This is a genomic window from Variovorax stachyos, from assembly GCF_051400855.1.
Taxonomy (GTDB): domain Bacteria; phylum Pseudomonadota; class Gammaproteobacteria; order Burkholderiales; family Burkholderiaceae_C; genus Variovorax.
Window position 1 is genome coordinate 38,598 of sequence record NZ_JBLFFN010000008.1, and the last position, 20,721, is coordinate 59,318.

Here is a 20,721-nt window from a genome sequence, read left to right on the forward strand (position 1 = left end):
CTGCTACATGTCGGCCAGCGCATCGAGGAGCGCGGCCGAGCCGGCGTGGGCACCGAACACGCCGCCCTGCATGGTGATCATCTTCAGCGCCGCGAGGTGGTTGCCATGGTCGGTCGCGGCGGTGCAATCCGACAGCAGCAGGCACTCGAAGCCGCGGTCGTTGGCATCGCGCATGGTGGTGTGCACGCAGACGTCGGTGGTGATGCCGGCGAGGATCAGGTTCTCGATGCCGCGCGTGCGCAGGACCAGCTCGAGATCGGTGGCATAGAAGGAGCCCTTGCCGGGCTTGTCGATCACCACCTCGCCTGGCAGCGGCGCGAGCGCGGGAATGATCTCCCAGCCCGGCTCGCCGCGCACCAGGATGCGTCCGCAAGGGCCCGCGTCGCCGATGCCCACGCCGCCGGCGCCGATCTGGCGCGAGCGCCAGCGCTTGTTGGCCGGCAGGTCGGCCAGGTCCGGGCGGTGGCCTTCGCGCGTGTGGATGACGTGGAAGCCCAGCGCGCGCATCCGCGCCATCGTCCGCGCGATCGGCTCGATCGGCGCCTGCACCAGCGACAGGTCGTAGCCCATCACGTCGACGTAGCCGCCCTTGCCGCAGAAGTCGGTCTGCATGTCGATCACGATCAGCGCGGTGTTGTCCGGCTGAAGCGCGCCGTTGTAGGGCCAGCGGTAGGGGTCGGCATGGACGAAGCGCCCGATGCCCTGCGTCGGATTGCTCATGCCGTGTTCTCCGGTCCCTTGTAGGCGCGCACCGGGGGCTCGAAGCCGAAGCCGCTGCCGTCCTTCACCTTCACTTCCTCGCTCCACGGCAGGCGATAGCGGCCGGCAGCCATGTCCTGCATGTAGGTGTACGGGCAGTCCTGCGCGCCGCCCTTCACCGCGACGTAGCCGCGGTGATAGAGCTGGTAGATGTTGTTCTCCACGCCCCAGCCGATGCGCGCCTCGCGCAAAAGGTCGGGCCGCAGCTCGGCGGTGACGATCTCGTCGGGCCGGCCGCCGCCCTCGACCAGCACCGTGCCGTCGAAGTTGCAGAACATGCCTTCGCCCATCGAATCGAAGGTGCCGTCGCTGCCGCACATGCACACGCTCGCGGTGTACGCCAGGTTGCAGAAGGCATTGGCCTGGTTGGTGATGCGCCAGGCATGGCGGATCGGCGCGGTGTAGCCGGCCGTGCGGATGATGATCTCGGCGCCCTTGTATGCGGCCTCGCGCGCCATCTCGGGCAGCATGCCGTCGTGGCAGATGATCAATGCGAGCTTGCTGCCGTTGGGGCCGTCGCATACGGGCACGCCGATGTTGCCGGGCTCCCACGGCTCGACCGGCACCCACGGATGCATCTTGCGGTAGTAGAGCCGGATCGCCCCCTGGTCGTCGATGACCAGCCCGCTGTTGTACGGGTTGCCGCCAGGGTTGGCCTCCATGATCGAGAAGCAGCCCCAGATCGCGTTGTCGATACACGCCTGCCTGAAGGCCGCCACTTCGGGACCGTCCAGCGTGCACATGATCTCGGGCGTGGTGTCCATCGACAGGCCGTGCAGCGAATACTCCGGGAAAACCACGAGATCCATCGTGCCCTGGTTGCGCCGCGCCTTGGCCACGAGCGCGCAGATGCGCTGCGTCTGCGCCGCCAGGTCGGCAGGCGTCTTCACGACCGGCAACTGCAGCTGCACCAGCCCGAGGACCACGCCATGGGCCGACTTGTTCAAACCACCCAGACCGCTCATCGTTGTCTCTCCTTTCAACGGGTCGATGAAAGCTCGCCGGGGCTTCCGGCGGCCACGCTGCCCGGCTTGCAGGTCAGCACCAGGATCACCAGCGTCAGCACATAAGGCACCGTGTTGAAGAGGTGGTAGCCCCATCCCACCCCGATGGACTGCAGCGCCGGCCCGATCGCGCCGGCACCTCCGAAGAGCAGCGCAGCGCCGATGCAGCGCAGCGGGCTCCAGCGCGCGAAGATCACCAGCGCCACCGCGATCAGCCCCTGCCCGCTCGAGATGCCCTCGTTCCAGCTGCCCGGGTAGAAGAGCGTCAGCGATGCGCCGCCCAGCCCCGCGATGAAGCCCCCGGCCGTGGTGGCCGCGATGCGCAGGCCTGCCACCGAATAGCCCAGCGCCCGCGTCGCGTTGGCCGAGTCGCCCGCCATGCGCACCAGCAGCCCGATGCGCGTGCGCGCGAAGGCCCACCACAACACCAGCGCCAGCACGATGCCCAGCGGCACCAGCGCATTGACCTGCAGGGCAGAGCGCACCACCGGGTTATCGCTCCAGTTGCCGAGCGGAATGGCCGGCAGCTGCGGCGCCTGCGGCTGGATCAGCGGCTTGCCGAGATAGAAGGCGAGCCCGGTGCCGAACAGCATCAGCGCGATGCCGGTCGCCACGTCGTTGACGCGATCGAGCGAGCACAGCAGGCCATGCAGCAGCGCCAGCAGCGCGCCGGCGGTGGCGCCGATCAGCACGCCGAGCCAGGCCGACTCCGTGAGCCACGCTCCCCCGAAGGACGCCATGGCGGAAAGCACCAGCACGCCTTCGAGGCCGAGGTTGATGCGGCCCGATTTCTCGGTGAGGCATTCGCCGAGGCTCACGAACAGGAAGGGCGCGCCGACGCGCAGGGCGCCGCCGACGATACCCGCGACGAGCGCGATCCACTGGTCCGGCGTCATACGGGCTCCTTGCGCATCCGGGGCTCGGCGACTTGCGGCATGCGATTGCGCAGCAAGGTCTTCCAGTCGACCATGCGCAGGCCCTCACTCGCCAGGATCAACACGAAGGCCAGGCCCTGCAGCACCAGCACCGAGGCATCGGGCAGGCCCACGCGCCGCTGCAGCAGGCTGCCCGCGGCGCCGAAGCCGCCGAACAGGATCGCCACCGGGATGACGGCCACAGGGTTGTGCCGCGCGATGAAGGACACCAGGATGCCGGCATAGCCGTAGCCCGCGATCAGCGAGGCGTTGGCATTGGTATGGACCGCCGCCACCTCCACCGCACCGGCCACGCCGGCGCAGGCGCCGCCGAGGCCGCAGGCCGCGAGGATCAGCCGGCTGGCGGGCAGGCCTACCAGCTGCGCGGCGCGCGGGTTGCCGCCGACCACGCGCACCGCGAAGCCCGAGGCGGTGGCGCGCAGCCACAGCCCCGAGGCCAGGCAGGCCACGATGCCGATCGCCAGGCCCCAGTGCACATCGGAGCCGCCGATGCCGCCGATCGCCAGCCCCTCGGCGAGCGAGCGCGTGGCCGGCTTGTTGAGGCTGGCCGGATCGCGCAGCACGCCCTCGACCAGGTGCTTGAAGAGGCCGATCGCCACATAGGCCAGCAGCAGGCTGCTGATGGTCTCGTTGATGCCGCGGTACTGCCGCAGCCAGCCCGCCAGCATGATCCACAGCGCGCCGGCCAACGCGCCGGCGATGCACAGCGCGAGCGAACCGAAGACGTCGGCCGGCAGCGGCAGCACATAAGGCAGGGCCGCGCAGGCCAGCCCGCCCAGCACCACCGCGCCCTCGCCGCCGATGACGACCAGGCCGGCGCGCGCCGGAATGGCGACGCACAGCGCGGTGAGCATCAGCGGCGCCGCGCGCTGCAAGGTGTTCTGCCACGAGAACCAGTCGCCGAAGGCGCCCTTGAAAAGGATCACCCACACCTCCAGCGGGCTGGCGCCGGCGAACCACACGAAGACGCCGAACAGCAGCAGCGCCGCCGCGATGGCGAACGCCGGCAGGGCCGCTTCTCTCAATGCGCCGCGCATGGTCGGACTCGCGATGAAGATCAGCCGATCGAGCCGACGACGCCCTCGACCAGGTAGTTCATCTTCTCGAGCTCGAGGTCGGTCTGCTTCAGCGCCTTGCCGGCCGGGATGACCACCACGCCCTTGTTGTCCTTCAAGCCACCCTGGAAGATGTCGAAGGTGCCGGCCAGCATCTTCGCCTTGATGTCGTCGGCGTTCTTCTTCGCCGCATCGCTCACCATCGGCCCGTAGGCGGACATCTTCACGTAGCCTTCCTTCAGTCCGCCGCGCAGGAAGTTGGGATGCGGCTTGCCGGTCTGCGCCGCCTCGACCGCGGTCTTGTAGGCGGTGAGCCAGTTCCATTCGGCACCCGTGAGATAGGCGTTGGGCACCAGCTTGGCCTGGCTGGCGTGATAGCCGCAGACCATCTTGCCGCGCTTGGCCGCGGTCTCGACCACCACCTTGGGCCCGTCCACGTGCATGGTGAACACGTCGCAGCCCTGGTCGGCCAGGCTGTTGGTGGCCTCGGCTTCCTTCACGGCCATCGACCAGTCGCCGGTGAAGATCACGCTGCAGGTGATACCGGGCTTGACCGAGCGCGCGCCCATGGTGAAGGCGTTGATGTTGCGCAGCACCTGCGGGATGGGCTTGGCTGCGACGAAGGCGATCTTGTTGCTCTTGGTCATGTGGCCGGCGACCACGCCGTTGAGGTACTGGCATTCGTCGATGTAGCCGAAGAAGCTGCCGGCGTTCCTCGGATGCTTGCCTTCGGACCAGAGGCCGCCGCAGTGCGAGAAGCGCACGTCGGGGTTCTTCGGCGCGACCGCGAGGATGTGCGGGTCGAAGTAGCCGAAGGAGGTGGGGAAGAGCAGCCTGGCGCCGTCCTGCGCGATCATGCCGGCCATGGTCTTCTGCACGGCCGCGGTCTCGGGCACGTTCTCCTCCTCGACTAGCTTGATGCCGGGCATCTTCTTCAGCTCGGCCGCCGCCTGCGCGTGCGCCTGGTTGTAGCCGTAGTCGTCGCGCGGGCCGACGTAGATCACGCCGACCGTCAGCGGCTTCTGCGCGTTCGCGAGCGCGCTCCAGCCGCCCAGCGAGGTGGCGGAGGCGAGTGCGGCGAGGGACTTGAGGGAATCGCGGCGATTGAACTGGCTCATGGTGTGCTCCAAGTGTTTGAGGGCTGGTGGGGGATCGACTTAGGCTTGTTGACGCTATGCAAGCAGGCTCACGTGCGCGGCCACCACGCGCCAGCCCTGGCCCGTGCGCATCCAGGTCTGGCTCTGGCGGCCGGTGCGTGCGCTGCCTTCGCGGCGGAACTCGCAGTTGGCGGTGGCGAGATCGCGGCCATAGGTGGTGATGACGGTGCGCAGCAGCTCGCGCGCCAGGCCCTGCGATGGGCGCGATGCGCGGAAGGCCCGGATGGCCTCGTAGCCGTAGAGGTTCTCGGTGGCGCCGTAGCGCAGCGTGTGCGGGCTGTTCCAGAACAGTTCGTCGAGCACCTCGACCTTGTTGCGGACCAGCGCGTCCTCGTAACGGGCAAAGGCGGCCGTCACTTCGGCCAGCACCTCGGGAAGGTTGATTTCGAGGATCGTTATGGATTCGCTCACTGGAGTACCTTCGCCTGCGGCTACGGTGCTATTCGCCTTCGGAGCGGCCGTGCGGCTCATGCCAGCCTGGCGACCGGCGCCTGTGCCACCCCGGCCGATTCGAGCGCCGCGGCCACGCGCAGCACCAGGTCCTCGCGCCACGGCGCGCCGATGACCTGCACGCCGATCGGCAGGCTCGCATGCGCGCCCCACACCGGCACCGCACAGACCGGCAGCCCGATGCACGAGATCGGCTGGGTCAGCACGCCCATGTTGGCGCGCAGGGGGACGCGCTGGCCGTTGAGTTCGAGCCACTCCGTGCCGATCGGCGTCGCGGCGCAGGGCGTGGCCGCGGCCAGGAGGATGTCGAAGCGCTCGAACACGCGCGCCGCCTGTTGCGCGTAGAGCCGGCGCACGCGCTGCGCGCGCGCCACCCAGGCCGCCGGCAGCAGCGCACCGGCCAGGAAGCGGTCGCGCGACAGCGGCTCGAAATCCTGCGGCCGCGTGCGCAGGTCGTGCAGATGCAGCGCCGCGCCTTCGGCATTGGTGATGAGGAAGGCGGCGGCACGGCCGGCCTCCACCATCGGCAGCTCGACCGTGCGGACGGCGCCGAGCGCGAGGGCCACGGCATCGACCGCGCCCCGCGCCTCCGGCAGCGCGCGCTGCCGGAACCAGCCGCCCAGCACGCCGATGCGCAGGCCTCGCACGCCACGGGATAACGATTGGAAGACCGGCTCGACCGGCCGCTGCGCGCAGCCGGGGTCCCGCGGCGCCAGGCGCTCCGGGCCCTGCATCGCGTCGTAGGCCAGAGCCAGGTCGCGGGCCGTGCGCGCGAAGGGGCCGAGATGGTCCAGGCTGGAGGCGAAGGGATAGCTGCCGGTGCGCGGCAGCCGCCCGAAGGTGGGCTTGAGCCCGAACACGCCGGTGAGCGATGCCGGCACGCGGATCGAGCCGTTGGTGTCGGAGCCCAATGTCAGCGGCACCTGGCCGGCTGCCACAGCGGCGCCCGAGCCGCCCGAGGAGCCGCCGGCAATGCGGTCCAGGTCGTGCGGGTTGTGGGTGGCGCCGACGTGGCTGTTCTCGGTGGTGAAGCCGTAGGCGTACTCGTCCATGTTGAGTGCGCCGACCAGCACCGCGCCGGCGCTCTCGAGGCGGCGCACCAGCGTGGCGTCGCCGCGCGCGGGCTCGCGCTCGCGCTCGATCTTCGAGCCGGCCAGCGTCGGCAGCCCGGCGATGTCGAAGAGGTTCTTGACCGCGAAGGGCACGCCCAGCAGCGTCAGCTCGCGCGTGCGCACGCCGTGCTCGGAGGCCAGCGAGGCATCGACCTGGGCGGCACGCCGCAGGGCGCGCTCGCGGACCACGTCGGTGAACGCATTGATGCGCGCGTCGGTGGCGGCGATCCGCTCCAGGCTCGCGTGCACCAGCGCGACCGCACTCACCCCGCCCGAGCGCACGGCCTGCGCCATGGCTGCGGCGTCCTGCAACAGGAGCGTGGCCGGCGTCATTCCCGCGACTCCGTCGGCACGGGCGAGAAATGCACCGCGGTCTCGTCGTGGGCGTCGAGCGGCACCGCCTCCACGACGGCCGCGAACTCGGCCGCCAGCCCGAAGTAGCGCAACACGCCGGCGCGGTGGTCCGGCCGCAGCCGCAGGTTCAGCGCCGTTGCGGCTGCATCGACATAGGCCTCGATCTGCTTGGGTGTCATGGACTGTCCTCTCGTTCTGGCTCCACCCACGCGAGGACCATGCCAAGGACACCTCGGAAATTGTGGGCGCGGGCTGAGTCAGCACGGCCTGCCCTCGCAGCGCGGCGATGCCCGCCGCGCCGGCTTGCAGCACACGTCGTCGCGGAGTGCCGGGGATGTGTCGGGGAGCGCTCATTGGGAACTATTTGTCAAGCCTGGCGGGACTCGATGTAGCGGCGCCAACCGCCCAGATGCGTGATGTCCTCGGCGCCCTCGAGCGCCAGCCCTTCGCACAGGAAGCCCTGCACGCTGCTGCCGTCGGCCAGCGCGAGGGTGCCGATGCCGAGCGGCGCGGGGATCAGCGAGACGAAGCTGCCGTAGTGCGCGAGCGGCATCTGCCACACCTCCACGGCGATCGAAGCGCCCTGTGCGGGCGCAACGCGCACCAGGCCGGGCTTGGGCGGCACCGTGCCGGGCAGCGCATAGAGCCGGTACTGCGGCGCGGTCGAGGTCTGCGCCACCAGCGTGGCGCCGCGCTCGGTAAGCTGACCGTTCAGAGGCATCCCCGAAAGATGGGCGCCGACCACGGCGAGCTTCACCGAAGGCTCGGGCGGCGCTATCGGCAGCGGCTCGGGCGCGGGGAGCGGCCGCCCGGTGGCACCCTGCGCCAAGCCCGTGGCGTGATGGAAGCGCTGGCCCAGCTCCGCCAGCTGCAGGTCGCTGCCGCACGGTCCGATCAGGGTGACACCGAAGGGCAGTCCGTCCTCGCGCAGGTTTGCAGGCACCGAGAGCGCCGAGTAGTCGAGCAGGTTGACGAAGTTGGTGTACTCGCCGAGGTTGCGGTTGAGCAAGGTCGGCGCCGCGCGCATCGCCTCGATGGTGTAGTGGGCAGGCGCGGTGGGCACGAGGAGCAGGTCGATCTCTTCCCACATCGCGGCTGCGCGCTGGCCCAGCGCGTGCAGCCGGGTGCGGGCATCCACGAAGTCGGCCGCGCTGTAGCCCCGCCCTGCGGCCAGGATGCTGCGCACCGGCTCGACGACGGCCTCCTCGTTCGCATCGAAGAAGCTGCGCACGGCGGCATAGCGCTCGGCCACCAGCGCGCTGTCGTAGAGCAGCGCTGCGGCATCGGCCAGCGGCGCGTAGTCGATGGCGACGGGCGTGCCGCCCAGCGCCTGCATCTGTGCGAGCGCGCGCTCGAAGGCGGCAGCCGACAGCATGTCGCCGAAGAAGCGCGGCGCGCGCGGCACCCCGAAGCGAAAGCGCGCGGGCAGCGGTCGCGTGGCGAGCACCAGCGGGCGCGCGTAGGGGTCTTCGGCGTCGAAGCCCATCGCCGCCTGCAGCACGCGCACCGCCAGGCCGACGGTCGGCGCGAAGATCGACACGCAATCAACGCTCTGCGCCGCCGGGACCACGCCGCGCGCGCTGATCAGGCCGCGCGAGGGCTTGAGGCCGACGATGTTGTTGAGCCCGGCCGGCACGCGGCCCGAGCCTGCGGTGTCCGTGCCCAGCGCGAAGTCCACCTCGCCGGCGGCGACCGCATAGGCCGAGCCCGAGCTCGACCCGCCGCTCACATAGCGCGCATCGAAGCTGTTGGGCACCGCGCCGTAGGGCGAACGCGTGCCGTTGAGGCCGCAGGCGAACTGGTCGAGGTTGGTCTTGCCGGCCAGGCTTGCACCGGCATCGAGCAGCCGCTGCACCACATGGGCGTGGGCGGCCGGCGTGTAGGCGAAGGCGGAACAGGCGGCGGTGGTGGGCACGCCGGCGACATCGATGTTGTCCTTGGCCGCGAAGCGCAGCCCGGCGAGCGGACCCTGCGCCGCGCCGGCCACGGGCGGGTCGAGCCGTGCGATCCAGGCTTGCGCGGCTGTCGCTGCACCGTCCGTCGCCGGGGCCTTGCCGCGAGGCGAGGCTGTTTCATGCACCATCATCAAGCATCCTGTCTTGTGTACAAGACGAGATGCAAGGTGCGTGCCAGTGACCTGCTGGGCCAGTCAGTCAAGAAAGAGAAGCACGAACCGCACGGCCGCTCCGAGGGCTCGTGGCAGCCCGGCCGGCAAAGCGGAGGTTGTCGCCCCCCGCCCGCCTAGGCGAGGTGAGCAAGGCGGGGGAAAGCGATCTCGCTGGCGCCCATATTCGACGGCTGATCGATCGCGAGGGCGATGGCGCGCTCGATGGCTTCGGGCGCAGTGATGGCGCGCACCGCACGCGTGGTGGTGCAGGCAGCGGCCGGGGCGGACGGAACCGCATGGACGATCACGTCGACGCGGCCGAAGACCTCGTTCGCCTCGTCGATGAAGCACTGCATGCTCGCACGCTGCGTCACGTCGAGCGCCTGGTAGTGCGCCGAGCCGCCGGCGTCGACGATCTCCCTGGCGAGTGCGTTCAACCGGCCGATGCGGCGCGCTCCCAGCATCACCTTGGCGCCGCGTCCGGCCAGTACCCTGGCCACGGCTTGGCCGATGCCGCCGCTGGCGCCGGTGATGGCGATGACCTTGTCCTGGATTCCCGACATGCTGCGCTCCTTGATGAAGACCCCGGCGCAGGTGCGGCGGGGCTTGGAACGAGTCTAGGAACGAGGCGCCGGCAGGCGGTAGCCAATTCGAGGACGCTTCTTGCCCGATCCTGCAAAGGCGCAGCGACCGGCAACGCGGGACCTATCTCGCCGCGCGGTAGAGGCCTTCGACCTTGGGCACGTTGGCCTCGAGCTTGGCGATCCGATCAGGGCCGCTCGGGTGCGTCGACAGGAAGCTCAACCCACCTTGGTTCTTCGAAGCCTGGCCCATCTTCTTCCACAGCGACACCGCGGCCTGCGGGTTGTAGCCGGCGCGCGCGGCGAGCTCGAGCCCGACCAGGTCGGCATCGGTCTCGTCGCTGCGGCTGAACTTGAGGGTGAGCAATTGCGTGCCGGCGCGCGCCGCGAGGTCGCCGGCCTGGCCGAGGCCCAGCAGCTGCGCCCCGATCGACAGCGCGGCGCCGGTGCCCGCGCTCTTGGCCAGGCGCGCACGCGCATGCTCGCGCAGGGCGTGCGCCATCTCGTGGCCCATGACCATCGCGACCTCGTCGTCCGTGAGCTTGAGCTGGTCGAGGATGCCGGTGAAGAAGGCGATCTTGCCGCCGGGCATGCAGAAGGCGTTGATCTGCTTGCTGCCGATCAGGTTGACCTCCCACTTCCAGCGTGCGGCGCGTTCGTTCCACTGGGCCGCGAAGGGAATGATGCGCCCCGCGATGGCGTGCAGGCGCTGCAGCTGCGGGTTGCCGGCACCGGCCAGCGCGCCCTTGGCCTTGGCCTGGGCCAGCAGCTCGCCGTACTGCTGCACGCCGGCCTGCTCCACGTTCTCGGCCGGCACCAGGTTGCGCGCCACGGAGGCCTTGCCCACCTCCACCTGCGCCAGGGCCGGCGTGGCTGCCGCGGCAGCGGCGGCAAGCAGGAAGGCACGGCGACCTTGCCAGCGGCCGGATCGGGAGGGGCAGTGCAGACACATGCGGGAATAATAAGAGAGCCTCAAAGACCTTCCTTCATGCCCCTACCCCCGGCTGACCAGACTCCCCCCACCCTGCCGTGGCGCGATGCGCTCAAGGTGTATCTCGAACCCGCGACCCTGCGCATGCTGGCGCTGGGCTTCTCCGCGGGCCTCCCCCTGCTGCTGGTGCTGGGCACGCTCAGCTTCCGGCTGCGCGAGGCCGGCATCGACCGCACGACCATCGGCTACCTGAGCTGGGTGGGCCTGGCCTATGGTTTCAAGTGGGTGTGGGCGCCGCTGGTGGACCGCCTGCCGCTGCCGCCGCTGACCACGCTGCTCGGGCGACGGCGTGGCTGGCTGCTGCTGTCGCAGCTGGTCGTGATGGCCGGCATCGTCGGCATGGCGTTCAACGATCCCCGCGCCGGGCTCGCGCCGCTGGTGTGGTGCGCAATGCTAGTGGCCTTCGGCTCGGCCACGCAGGACATCGCCCTCGATGCCTTCCGCATCGAATCGGCGGCCACGCGCAAGCAGGCGGCGCTCGCGGCGGCTTACCAGACCGGCTACCGGCTCGCGATGATCTGGGCCGGCGCCGGCGTGCTGTGGATCGCGGCCTGGGCCGAGCTGGCCGGCAGCCCGGGCTACCAGAACGGCGCCTGGAAAGCCGCCTATCTCGCGATGGCTGCGTCGATGGTGGTGGGGGTGATCACGGTGCTGCTGTCGCCCGAGCCCGCGCGCGTGGTGCTGCCGAAGGCGAAGAACGCCGCCGAATGGCTGGAGAGCGTCCTGGTCGAGCCCTTCGCGGACTTCTTCCGCCGCTACCGCTGGCAGGCGGCGCTGATCCTGGCGCTGATCGCGGTCTACCGCATCAGCGACGTGGTGATGGGCATCATGGCCAACCCGTTCTACGTCGACATGGGCTTCACCAAGGACGAGGTGGCCACGGTGAGCAAGATCTACGGCGTGGTGATGACGCTGGCCGGCGCCTTCGTGGGCGGCGTGCTCTCGATGCGGCTGGGCGTGATGCGGGTGCTGATGCTTGGCGCGGTGCTGAGCGCCGCCAGCAATCTGCTGTTTGCCGCGCTCGCCACGCGCGGACACGACCTGACGGCCCTGGTGCTGGTGGTCTCGGCCGACAACCTGGCAGGCGGCATCGCCTCGGCCGCCTTCATCGCCTACCTGTCGAGTCTCACCAACATCAGCTACTCCGCCACCCAGTACGCCTTGTTCAGTTCGCTGATGCTGCTGCTGCCCAAGTTCATCGCGGGCTATTCCGGAGTCTTCGTCGACGCCTACGGCTATCACGCCTTCTTCACCGGCACGGCGGCACTCGGGTTGCCGGTGCTCCTTCTGGTGGCGCTGGCGGCCAGGCACGCCCCTGCGCGGAAGCCCTCGGTCGTCTCCGAAGTGGCGCCATAATGGCTCCAAACTGGAGGTATTCATGGCAAATCTTTCCGTCAAGGACGTGCCCGACGATCTTGCAGAGCGGCTGCGGCAGCGGGCCGCGCGCAACCACCGGTCTTTGCAAGGCGAGCTGATGGCCATTCTCGAGCAGGCCATCTACGAGCCGGCGCCAGCCCCCGTTCCGCGCCCGGGCATCGTGAGCATCGGCTGGAGCGGCCGGCCGGTCCTGCGGCGCGGCGGCAAGCCCATCGAGCAGATCGCAGCCGAACACCGGGTGCGCTTCCCGGAGCCCATTCGCAGCGGGCCCGCCGCGGTGGACATCCTTCGCGCCGAGCGCGATGCCCGATGAGCCGCCGGGCCGCTCCCAAGGCGAATAGCGCCGCAGCGCGCAGCGCGGGCGTAGCGCTGTGAGCGCTTCGGCCCTGGCCTTCTACGTCGCCGAGCCGCCAGCGCCCTTCATGGCGCGCCCGCCGATGGTGGTGGATTGCAGCGCGCTCAGCGCCATCCTCTTCGACGAGCCGGCGCGCGACGAAGCGCTGGCGCGGCTGATCGGTCGCAGCCTGCATGCCCCCAACCTGCTCGACCATGAGATCGTGAGCGTCGCGCTCAAGAAGCGCCGACAGGATGGCCCGGCCGAAACGATCGCGCAGGTGCTGCGCGACTACGCCACTTCCGACATCGACCTTCACCCCGTCGACTCGATCGCCCAGTACGAGCTGGCGGCGCGCTACGAGCTCACCGCCTACCAGGCCGCCTACCTCTGGCTCGCCGCCGAGCTCAAGGCGCCGCTCGCCACTTTCGACCGCCGGCTCGCCGAGGCGGCACAGGCGCACCTCGGCACCTTGTGAGGGCGTAGGACATTCACGCCCACGCGACCGACGAAGTAGCTGGTAGGCTGTGACGTTTTTCACGCCACGCATCACCGCCCTACCGTGCCGCCCTCCCGCATCCCACCCCTCAAGATCAGCGCCTTCACTGCGACCTCGGCCGTCGGTGTCGGCAAGGAACCCCTGCTCAGCGCACTCGAACAATCGACGAGCGGCCTGCGCGCCAACGACTTCGGCGCCACGCCGCTCCCCACCTGGATCGGCCGCATCGACGGCCTCGAGGACATGAGCCTGCCGGAAGACCTCGCCGGCTGGGACTGCCGCAACAACCGCCTGGCCTGGCTCGGGCTGCAGGCCGACGGCTTCATCGAGGCGGTGGCCGCGGCGCGCGAGCGCTACGGGCCGGCGCGCATCGCGCTGATCCTGGGCACCTCCACGTCGAGCATCGGCGAGACCGAGCTCGCGTACACCCAGCTCGAAGCCGACGGCGGCTTCCCGCCGGAGCAGCGCCGGCCCCGCGTGCACACGCCGCATTCGCTCACGATGTTCGTGCAGGAGGCGCTGGGCCTCGAAGGGCCGGCCGAGACGCTCTCCACCGCCTGCTCCTCCAGCGCCAAGGTCTTCGCCTCGGCCGAGCGGCTGATCCGCCTGGGCCTGGTCGACGCGGCCGTGGTCGGCGGGGTGGACACGCTGTGCGGCAGCGTGCTGTTCGGCTTCAACTCGCTCGAGCTGGTCTCGCCCGAGCCCTGCCGCCCGTTCGACGCCGAGCGCAACGGCATCAGCCTGGGCGAGGCCGCGGGCTTCGCGCTGCTGGAGCGCGGCCCGGGCCGGCTGGAGCTGCTGGGCTACGGCGAGGCCAGCGACGCGCACCACATGTCCACGCCGCACCCTGAAGGCCTGGGCGCCGAGCGCGCGCTCGACGACGCGCTGGCGCGCGCAGGCCTGGCGGCCGAGGCCATCGACTACATCAACATGCACGGCACGGCCAGCGCCAAGAACGACGAGGTCGAGGGCGCCCTGGTGGCGCGCCGCTTCCCGCCCGGCACCCATGCCAGCTCGACCAAGGGCTTCACCGGCCACACGCTGGGCGCGGCCGGCATCGTCGAGGCAGTGATCAGCCTGCTGGCCATCGAGCACGGGTTGATGCCGGGCACCGTCAACACCGCCGTGCTCGACCCGGTCTGCGGCCCGCAGATTCGGCTGGAGCCCGCGCGCGGCGAGGTGCGCTACGCGCTCTCCAATTCCTTCGGCTTCGGCGGCAACAACTGCGCGCTGCTGTTCGGCAAGGGAGCCACGGCATGAGCCGCACGGCCGCTCCGAAGGCGAATAGCACCGCAGCCGAAGGCGAAGGTACTCCAGTGAACGCGTCGACGCCGACCCTCTACATTGAAGGCCCGGCCTTCTGGGCTTCCACGCTGCCCAGCTGGAGCAGCGCCCGCGCGGTCTTCCGCGGCGAGGCCGCGCCCGCCGATCCACCGGCCAAGCGGCCCTCGCCGCAGATGCTGGCGCCGGCCGAACGGCGGCGCGCGCCCGACACTGTCGCGCTCGCGCTGGAGGTCGCGGCCGCGGCGGTCGAGGCTTCGGGGCGCGCGGCGAAGGACCTGCCGTGCGTGTTCGCCTCGGCCCACGGCGACCTGGGTATCAACGACTACATGTGCGCCACGCTGGCCAACGACCCCAAGCTGCTGTCGCCGATCAAGTTCCACAACTCGGTGCACAACGCCGCGGTCGGCTACTGGACCATCGGCACCGGGTGCACGGCTGCGAGCAATTCGCTGGCGGCCTACGAGCACAGCTTCGCGGCCGGCCTGCTCGAAGCCGCAACGCAGTGCGCGGCCGATCAGCAGGCGGTGCTGCTGGCCGGCTTCGACATCCCGTCGGTGGGTGCCCTCGGGTCGGTGATCAAGAGCCGCGAGCTGCTGGCCGTGGCCCTGGTGGTCGCGCCCGCACGCACGGAGCGCACAGTGGCGGCGTTCGAGTGGTCGCTGGCGACCGGCACACCCGCACCGCAACGTCCGCTCCCGGATGCGGCGGCGGCGCTGAAGGCCAACGCAATGGCCGACGCGCTCCCCTTCTTCGAGGCGCTGGCGCGCGCCGAGGCGGACTCGCTGGACCTGCCGCTGGGCGCATCACTGTCGCTGCGCCTGCGGCTGGAACCAAAGGGCTGATCCACCGTGGAGACCACGCCCTCCCACCACGATGTCGTCATCATGGGGGGAGGGCTCGGGGGACTCACCCTCGCGCTGCAGCTCAAGCGACGCTTCGGCGACATCGACGTGGTGGTGCTGGAGCGCCGTGCCCACCCGGTGCCGCATGCCGCGCACAAGGTGGGCGAGTCCTCCGTCGAGATCGGTGCCCACTACTTCGACACGGTGCTGGGGCTGAAGGCCCATCTGCACGGCGCCCAGCTGCGCAAATTCGGCTTTCGCTTCTTCTTCAGCGAGGGCCGGCGCGACATCGACCAGGTGACCGAGATCGGCTCGAGCCGCTACTTGTCGGTGCCCAGCTACCAGATCGACCGCGGCATCTTCGAGAACTACCTGGCCAAGGAGGCCACGCGGGCCGGCGTGCGCTTCATCGACGGCGCACTGGTGCGCCGCATCGAGCTGGCCGAGGATGCCCATGCGCCGCACCGGCTGGAATGGACGCGCGACGGCGAGACGCACGTCGTCGGCGCCCGGTGGCTGGTGGACGCCTGCGGCCGCGCCGGCCTGCTCAAGCGCAAGCTGGGGCTGGCGCAGCCGAACGCACATGTGTGCAACGCGGTCTGGTTCCGCATCGGCGAGCGCATCACCATCGACCATTGGTCCGACAGCGCCGAATGGCGCGGACGCTGCGAGCCGCAGGCGCGCTGGCTGTCGACCAACCACCTGGTCGGCACCGGCTACTGGGTGTGGCTGATCCCGCTGGCCTCGGGCTCGCATTCGGTGGGCATCGTGGCCGACCCGCGGCAGCATCCGCTCGACGCCATGGACAGCTTCGACAAGGCGATGGCATGGCTGCGCACCTGGCAGCCGCGCCTCTTCGACGAGCTCGACGGCAAGCGGCACCTGCTGCAGGATTTCGCCTTCTTCCGCGACTTCTCCTACGGCTGCAAGCAGGTGTTCTCGGGACAGCGTTGGGCACTGACCGGCGAGGCGGGGCTCTTCCTCGACCCCTTCTACTCACCGGGCAGCGACTTCATCGCGATGAGCAACACCTACATCACCGACCTGATCGCGCACGACCGCGCCGGACACTCGGTGGAGGCGCGCGCCCGGCTCTACGACCAGATCTATCACTCGTTCTACGAGAGCACGCTCGCGCTCTACACCGACCAATACGCGCTCTTCGGCGACCCGGAGGTGCTGCCGGTGAAGGTGATCTGGGACTACACCTACTACTGGGGCGTGCTCTCGCAGATCTTCTTCCAGCAGCGCCTCACCGATCTGGCGCTGCTCGGCAGCCTGCGCGAGGAGCTGCAACACTGCCAGCACCTGAATTTTGCGATGCAGGACTTTCTGCGCGCCTGGTCGGGGAAGAGCGCCAAGCGCAACCCGGCCGTGATGCTGGACCAAGCCGCCCTGCCGTGGTTTGCCGAACTCAACCGCAGCCTGGGCGACCGGCTGGACGACGCGGCCTTCCAGGCGCGCATGCGGGCCTCGGCGGAGCAGCTGCGGACCCTGGCCGGCGAGATCCTGCGTCGCGCAGGCGGCGAGCATCCGGACCTGGACGACCGGACCCTGCGCGCCGTGCTCGCCGAAATGGCCTGCGCCGCGCCGCCGCCGGCCGGTGCCGCAACCCCGCTGCTGTTTGCTCCCCCATGACGAGGGATACCATCGGCTGCGAGGTTTACGCCAACTTTACGGAGCGTTCAAGCCTTCTTGTCTCCGTGCGGCGACGCTAGGCTTCAGCATTGCCCCCGGCCTCCTGCCGGGCCGAACAAACCGGCGAAAGCGCCGGCCGAGGACCCCGATGAGCACACCCCAACTCCTGATGATCGAAGACGACGCCCGCCTGGCTCAGATGGTCGGCGAGTACCTGGCGCAGTCGGGCTTCGGCTTCCACCACGCGCTCGACGGCGCCAGCGGGCTCGAGATGCTGCAGCAGCGCTCGCCCGACCTCGTGATCCTCGACCTGATGCTGCCCGACACCGATGGCCTCGAGGTCTGCCGCCGCATCCGTGCCCTGCCCAACAGCGCGCTCGCCAAGGTGTCGGTGCTGATGCTCACCGCCAAGGGCGACCCCATGGACCGCATCATCGGCCTGGAGATCGGCGCCGACGACTACCTGCCCAAGCCCTTCGAGCCTCGCGAGCTGCTGGCGCGCATCCGTGCCGTGCTGCGCCGGCGCAGCGAGGGCGGCAGCGAGGCGGCGCCCGCCGCCGTGATGCGCTTCGGCACCCTGGAGATCGACCGCAACGCCCGCAGCGTGACGGTCGGCGGCGCGCCCGCCGACCTCACCTCCTACCAGTTCGACCTGCTGGTCGCCATGGCCGAGCGCGCGGGCCGCGTGCTCACGCGCGACCAGATCATGGAAGCCGTGCGCGGCCGCGAGCTGGAGGCCTTCGACCGCTCCATCGACGTGCACATGGGCCGCATCCGCGCGGCGATCGAGGCCGATGCCAAGAACCCCAAGCGCATCCTGACCGTGCGCGGCGTGGGCTACGTCTTCGCCAAGCAACAGGACTAGGCGGGCGCCATGCTGCTCAACCTGTACCGGCGCCATCTCTACGTCCGCATCTGGCTGGCGGTGGTGGGCGGTGTCGTCATCCTCACGCTCTGCGCCAACTGGATCGTGCGGGAAGCCGCCGAGAACGAGCGCGAGCGGCTGTCGGCCGTGCCGCGCGAGGTGGTGGTACTCGACGACAAGGACCGCGCCATCGGCACCGGCAGCGCCGTGCGTGTACCTGGCCAGGGCCTGGAGTTCGATGTGATGCTCGAGGACGGCCGCTCGATGTCTCTGCGCGTCGCGCCGCGCGCCCGCCCGACGGGCAGTACCGGCCTGGCAGCCTGGCGCACGCCTTTCGGACTGGGCTGGATGGTCGCGCTGGTCGGCATGGCGGTGGCGCTGGGCGTCTACCCGATCGTGCGCCGCCTCACCAAGCGGCTCGAAGCGCTGCAGCGCGGCGTGCAGCGCTGGGGCGAAGGCGACCTGTCCGCGCGCGTGGCGGAAGAGGGGCAGGACGAGGTGGCCGACCTCTCCAATCGCTTCAATGCCGCCGCGGCCCGCATCGAGGAGCTGGTGCGCTCGCACAAGTCGCTGCTGGCCAATGCCTCGCACGAGCTGCGCTCGCCGCTCGCGCGCATCCGCATGGGCCTGGAGCTGATGAGCGAGCGGCCGAGCCCGACCGCACGCGACGAGATAGCGCGCAACATCGCCGAGCTCGATCAGCTGATCGACGAGATCCTTCTGGCCAGCCGCCTGGATGCCAAGGAAGCCGACATGGGCACGGTCGAGACGGTGGACCTCACCGGCCTGGCCGCCGAGGAGTGCGCGCGCGTCGACGCCGAGCTCGACGTGGCCGAGGACGCCAGCAGCGAGGCGCTCACGGTACGCGGCGTGCCGCGCCTCCTGCGCCGCGCGATCCGCAACCTGCTCGAGAACGCGCGCCGCTACGGCGCCGGCGAGATCAGCGTGGAGCTCGGCAACCGGCACGGCGCGGCGGAAATCCGCGTCAACGACCGCGGCCCCGGCGTGCCGGCTGCGCTGCGCGATCGGATCTTCGAGCCGTTCTACCGCCTGCCGGGCGCAAGCGAGCGCAACGGCGGCGTGGGCCTCGGCCTCGCGCTGGTGAAGTCGATCACCGAGCGGCATGGCGGCACGGTGCGCTGCGAGGACCGGCCCGGCGGCGGCGCCAGCTTCGTGATCGCGCTTCCGACCTAGAAGGCAATGACATGCCGCCAGCAGCCGGGAGCAGGGTGGGCGGTTGTGGAATTCACGAGTGTGGCGGCCCCTCAGCTCCCACAAGAAAACCGCCGGGGACACCTGGTTGTCAAGCGTCTCGTCCGCCTGCAGGATCGCGGGGCGCGTCCGAGGGATCGAAGAGTTGCCTCACGCCGGTGACTGCGGCTTGGACAGCTGCGGCAGTGTTGGCGATTGCTCGAAGACGCGGGGAGGAGCCAGTTCGCCGGCGTAGTTGGATCGCACAATGTGCCGGAACCCCAGTACTTCCTTCAAGCTCCTGACTCCTGCGGCATCAAGGAGCGGGTCGGAAATGCTCCTTCATAAGGGCCACCTTGCGAGCTGGCAATCGGTCCGCAAACACGAGGTCAACATCGACGTCGGTGAGGTGCGTCCATGCGATATCCCAGATGTCGCCTTCAGTCAGCGGCCCCTTTTGCTCGACCAGCACGTCCAGGTCCGAATCCTCGTCGACCAATTCGCCGGCGCGCGCGAAGGAGCCGATCACTTCGCAGACAACGCCCATCCGCCTCATTTCAGCCAGCGTCCGCTCGATTTGTGGACGCAGGAATTCGCGCCGGGCGTTGCTGCGGTCCCGGAGAATTTCACCGATCGGACGACGAAGGCGGGTGGACATGCGTGGATATTAGATGTACGTAGATGAACGGCTCGGATTCAGGGTGCCTTCGGCGGCCCCCTAGAATCCGCCCCCATGCAGAGATCGCAACTCGTCCGCCCCGCGGCCATGTTCTGGGGGCTGACGGTGTTCATGCCGGTCGGCGTCCCCTATCTCGCCGCGCTCCTGATGCTCCTCGCCCTGCTGGCGGCCGGCGACTGGCGCGAGCGCGCGCGGCGGCTGCGCGCCAGTCCGATGTGGTGGCCGATCGTGGCCTACGTGGCGTGGACGCTGGTGGTGCTGGCGCTGCGGCCCTGGTATCCGCAGACGCCGTCGAACCTGACGCACGGCCTGCGCATCGCCGCCACGCTGCTGATGGCACTGGCCCTCACGCGCGAGGAGGCGATCTGGGCGCTGCGGGGCTTCCTGCTGATGGCGCTCTTCAACATCGTCCTGATCGCGACGTTCTGGTCGGCGATCTTCCTGAAGATCTATTTCCCGGTGCTGGAGCCCTGGCGCGGCGTGATTTTCCTGATCGGCAACAAGTCCATCAGCAACGCACTGCTGTTCACCATCCTGGGCGCAACCGCGGCCGTGTTCGGCCTGCAGGCGCTCTCGGAGCGGCGGCCGCTGCGCGCGGTGGCCGCCTTCGCGGCGACGCTGGCGGTGATCGTGGTCATCACCTTCAGCCTGCCCTCGCGCACTTCGCTGCTGGCCCTGCTGCTGGTGATTCCGGCCGCCTGCGTGCACCAGTGGCGGCGGCAGCTCAAGGTGCTTGCGTTGGCGATGGTGGCGGGCGGCGCGATCGTGGCCGTGGGCCTGTGGAACTCGCCTGCGGTGCAGCAGAAGTTCGAGCTCGGCGTGCAGGAACTCGAAGCCGCCCAGCAAGGCGCCGTGTCCGAGGGCAGCTGGGTGGTGCGCTACTACATGTACCGCGACACCGGCCGCATGATCCTCGACCGGCCGCTGACCGGCTGGGGCATCGGCGGCTGGACCGAGCAGTGGCACCTGCGCGGCCCGAAGCTCCTGGCCGACTACAACATGCCCCACAACGACTTCCTGTGGATGGGCTCGCAGGCCGGCATTCCGGGCGCGCTGACACTGCTGGCCATCCTGCTGACGGGCGTCTGGGTGGCCTGGCGGCGCGACGACCTGTACGGGCGCTACGCCTTCGCCGCGCAGTTGATCGCACTGATCGCGACCAATGCCAACTCGGCCCTGCGCGATGCGCAGATCGGGCTCAGCCTGCTGTGGGTGTCGACGATCTACCTGCGGCTGGCGCAGGAGCCGGGGGATTCATGGCGCGGATTGATCCCGAGCCGGGCGAGAGCCGCTTTCAGTGGCGATGCCCTGCCACCTCGCCGGCCTTGAGCCGGTAGACGGTGCCGCAGTAAGGGCACTTGGCTTCGCCGGTGCGCGCCACGTCCAGGTAGACCTTGGGGTGCGCGCTCCACAGCTTCATGTCGGCCTTGGGGTTGGGGCAGAACACACCGCCCTGGTGGTTCAGGTCCTGGCCCGACAGTTCGATCACGGCTTTGGGACTCATTTT

At 69.9% G+C, this 20,721-nt stretch carries 22 protein-coding genes; 9 read left to right on the forward strand and 13 right to left on the reverse strand.

The annotated features are described in order from the left end of the window. Window positions 1–3: 3 nt before the first annotated feature. The 11 genes from biuH to ACMGEZ_RS16440 all read right to left on the reverse strand — a co-directional run bounded on the left by biuH (window position 4) and on the right by ACMGEZ_RS16440 (window position 10,466). Window positions 4–720, reverse strand: coding sequence for a biuret amidohydrolase (gene biuH, locus ACMGEZ_RS16390; protein WP_436823329.1), 717 nt, complete (start codon window positions 718–720; stop codon window positions 4–6). Continuing rightward, window positions 717–1,724 carry a formamidase gene (locus ACMGEZ_RS16395; RefSeq protein WP_436823330.1) on the reverse strand — a complete coding sequence of 336 codons (1,008 nt, stop codon included), beginning with the start codon at window positions 1,722–1,724 and terminating at the stop codon, window positions 717–719. The genes biuH and ACMGEZ_RS16395 overlap by 4 nt, the downstream gene beginning before the upstream one ends. A 14-nt stretch (window positions 1,725–1,738) precedes the next feature. Beyond that, on the reverse strand, window positions 1,739–2,659 hold the full coding sequence (locus tag ACMGEZ_RS16400; protein ID WP_436823331.1) for an ABC transporter permease: 921 nt from the start codon (window positions 2,657–2,659) through the stop codon (window positions 1,739–1,741). Next, a complete protein-coding gene (locus ACMGEZ_RS16405; RefSeq protein WP_436823332.1) occupies window positions 2,656–3,735 on the reverse strand; it encodes an ABC transporter permease in 1,080 nt (359 codons plus the stop codon). Before ACMGEZ_RS16405 ends, ACMGEZ_RS16400 begins: the two co-directional genes overlap by 4 nt. A gap of 20 nt (window positions 3,736–3,755) precedes the next feature. Beyond that, complete coding sequence (locus ACMGEZ_RS16410; RefSeq protein WP_436823333.1) at window positions 3,756–4,871, reverse strand: BMP family ABC transporter substrate-binding protein; 1,116 nt, start codon at window positions 4,869–4,871, stop codon at window positions 3,756–3,758. Window positions 4,872–4,925: 54 nt separating this feature from the next. Next, the gene (gene hpxZ / locus ACMGEZ_RS16415; protein WP_436823334.1) at window positions 4,926–5,321 is read right to left on the reverse strand and encodes an oxalurate catabolism protein HpxZ; all 396 of its coding nucleotides are present in this window, start codon (window positions 5,319–5,321) and stop codon (window positions 4,926–4,928) included. 56 nt (window positions 5,322–5,377) lie between these two features. Further along, a complete protein-coding gene (locus ACMGEZ_RS16420; RefSeq protein ID WP_436823335.1) occupies window positions 5,378–6,805 on the reverse strand; it encodes an AtzE family amidohydrolase in 1,428 nt (475 codons plus the stop codon). Next, window positions 6,802–7,005: an AtzG-like protein gene (locus tag ACMGEZ_RS16425; RefSeq protein ID WP_436823336.1), complete on the reverse strand. Its 204-nt coding sequence runs from the start codon at window positions 7,003–7,005 to the stop codon at window positions 6,802–6,804. Before ACMGEZ_RS16425 ends, ACMGEZ_RS16420 begins: the two co-directional genes overlap by 4 nt. Before the next feature lie 188 nt (window positions 7,006–7,193). Next, window positions 7,194–8,912: an allophanate hydrolase gene (gene atzF, locus ACMGEZ_RS16430; RefSeq protein ID WP_436823337.1), complete on the reverse strand. Its 1,719-nt coding sequence runs from the start codon at window positions 8,910–8,912 to the stop codon at window positions 7,194–7,196. A 155-nt stretch (window positions 8,913–9,067) separates the two neighbouring features. Next, entirely contained in the window at window positions 9,068–9,496 is a 429-nt protein-coding gene (locus ACMGEZ_RS16435) for an SDR family oxidoreductase (RefSeq protein ID WP_436823338.1), read from the reverse strand. 142 nt (window positions 9,497–9,638) lie between these two features. Further along, window positions 9,639–10,466, reverse strand: coding sequence for a M48 family metallopeptidase (locus ACMGEZ_RS16440; RefSeq protein ID WP_436823339.1), 828 nt, complete (start codon window positions 10,464–10,466; stop codon window positions 9,639–9,641). Between the two features lie 36 nt (window positions 10,467–10,502). Here ACMGEZ_RS16440 and ACMGEZ_RS16445 point away from each other — a divergent pair, with 36 nt between their 5' ends. The 8 genes from ACMGEZ_RS16445 to ACMGEZ_RS16480 all read left to right on the forward strand — a co-directional run bounded on the left by ACMGEZ_RS16445 (window position 10,503) and on the right by ACMGEZ_RS16480 (window position 18,538). Then, window positions 10,503–11,861, forward strand: a complete 1,359-nt coding sequence (locus ACMGEZ_RS16445) for an AmpG family muropeptide MFS transporter (protein WP_436823340.1) — start codon at window positions 10,503–10,505, stop codon at window positions 11,859–11,861. A gap of 22 nt (window positions 11,862–11,883) precedes the next feature. Then, on the forward strand, window positions 11,884–12,195 hold the full coding sequence (locus ACMGEZ_RS16450) for a FitA-like ribbon-helix-helix domain-containing protein (RefSeq protein WP_436823341.1): 312 nt from the start codon (window positions 11,884–11,886) through the stop codon (window positions 12,193–12,195). A gap of 58 nt (window positions 12,196–12,253) precedes the next feature. Then, complete coding sequence (locus ACMGEZ_RS16455) at window positions 12,254–12,694, forward strand: type II toxin-antitoxin system VapC family toxin (RefSeq protein ID WP_436823342.1); 441 nt, start codon at window positions 12,254–12,256, stop codon at window positions 12,692–12,694. 84 nt (window positions 12,695–12,778) lie between these two features. Then, window positions 12,779–13,975, forward strand: a complete 1,197-nt coding sequence (locus ACMGEZ_RS16460; protein WP_436823343.1) for a beta-ketoacyl-[acyl-carrier-protein] synthase family protein — start codon at window positions 12,779–12,781, stop codon at window positions 13,973–13,975. Next, window positions 13,972–14,841 (forward strand): beta-ketoacyl synthase chain length factor, encoded by an 870-nt coding sequence (locus ACMGEZ_RS16465; protein ID WP_436823344.1) that lies wholly within the window; start codon window positions 13,972–13,974, stop codon window positions 14,839–14,841. Before ACMGEZ_RS16460 ends, ACMGEZ_RS16465 begins: the two co-directional genes overlap by 4 nt. A 6-nt stretch (window positions 14,842–14,847) precedes the next feature. Then, entirely contained in the window at window positions 14,848–16,479 is a 1,632-nt protein-coding gene (locus ACMGEZ_RS16470) for an NAD(P)/FAD-dependent oxidoreductase (RefSeq protein ID WP_436823345.1), read from the forward strand. A gap of 148 nt (window positions 16,480–16,627) precedes the next feature. Next, on the forward strand, window positions 16,628–17,344 hold the full coding sequence (locus ACMGEZ_RS16475) for a response regulator (RefSeq protein WP_436823346.1): 717 nt from the start codon (window positions 16,628–16,630) through the stop codon (window positions 17,342–17,344). Window positions 17,345–17,353: 9 nt separating this feature from the next. After that, a complete protein-coding gene (locus tag ACMGEZ_RS16480; RefSeq protein WP_436823347.1) occupies window positions 17,354–18,538 on the forward strand; it encodes a sensor histidine kinase in 1,185 nt (394 codons plus the stop codon). A gap of 313 nt (window positions 18,539–18,851) precedes the next feature. On the opposite strand, the gene ACMGEZ_RS16485 is transcribed toward ACMGEZ_RS16480, so the two are convergent. Beyond that, complete coding sequence (locus ACMGEZ_RS16485) at window positions 18,852–19,193, reverse strand: hypothetical protein (protein ID WP_436823348.1); 342 nt, start codon at window positions 19,191–19,193, stop codon at window positions 18,852–18,854. 75 nt (window positions 19,194–19,268) lie between these two features. Here ACMGEZ_RS16485 and ACMGEZ_RS16490 point away from each other — a divergent pair, with 75 nt between their 5' ends. Further along, complete coding sequence (locus tag ACMGEZ_RS16490) at window positions 19,269–20,543, forward strand: O-antigen ligase family protein (protein WP_436823349.1); 1,275 nt, start codon at window positions 19,269–19,271, stop codon at window positions 20,541–20,543. Here the strand turns inward: ACMGEZ_RS16490 and ACMGEZ_RS16495 are convergent. Next, entirely contained in the window at window positions 20,509–20,718 is a 210-nt protein-coding gene (locus tag ACMGEZ_RS16495; protein WP_436823350.1) for a zinc-finger domain-containing protein, read from the reverse strand. The two genes, ACMGEZ_RS16490 and ACMGEZ_RS16495, sit on opposite strands and share 35 nt — an antisense overlap. Window positions 20,719–20,721 lie beyond the last annotated feature (3 nt).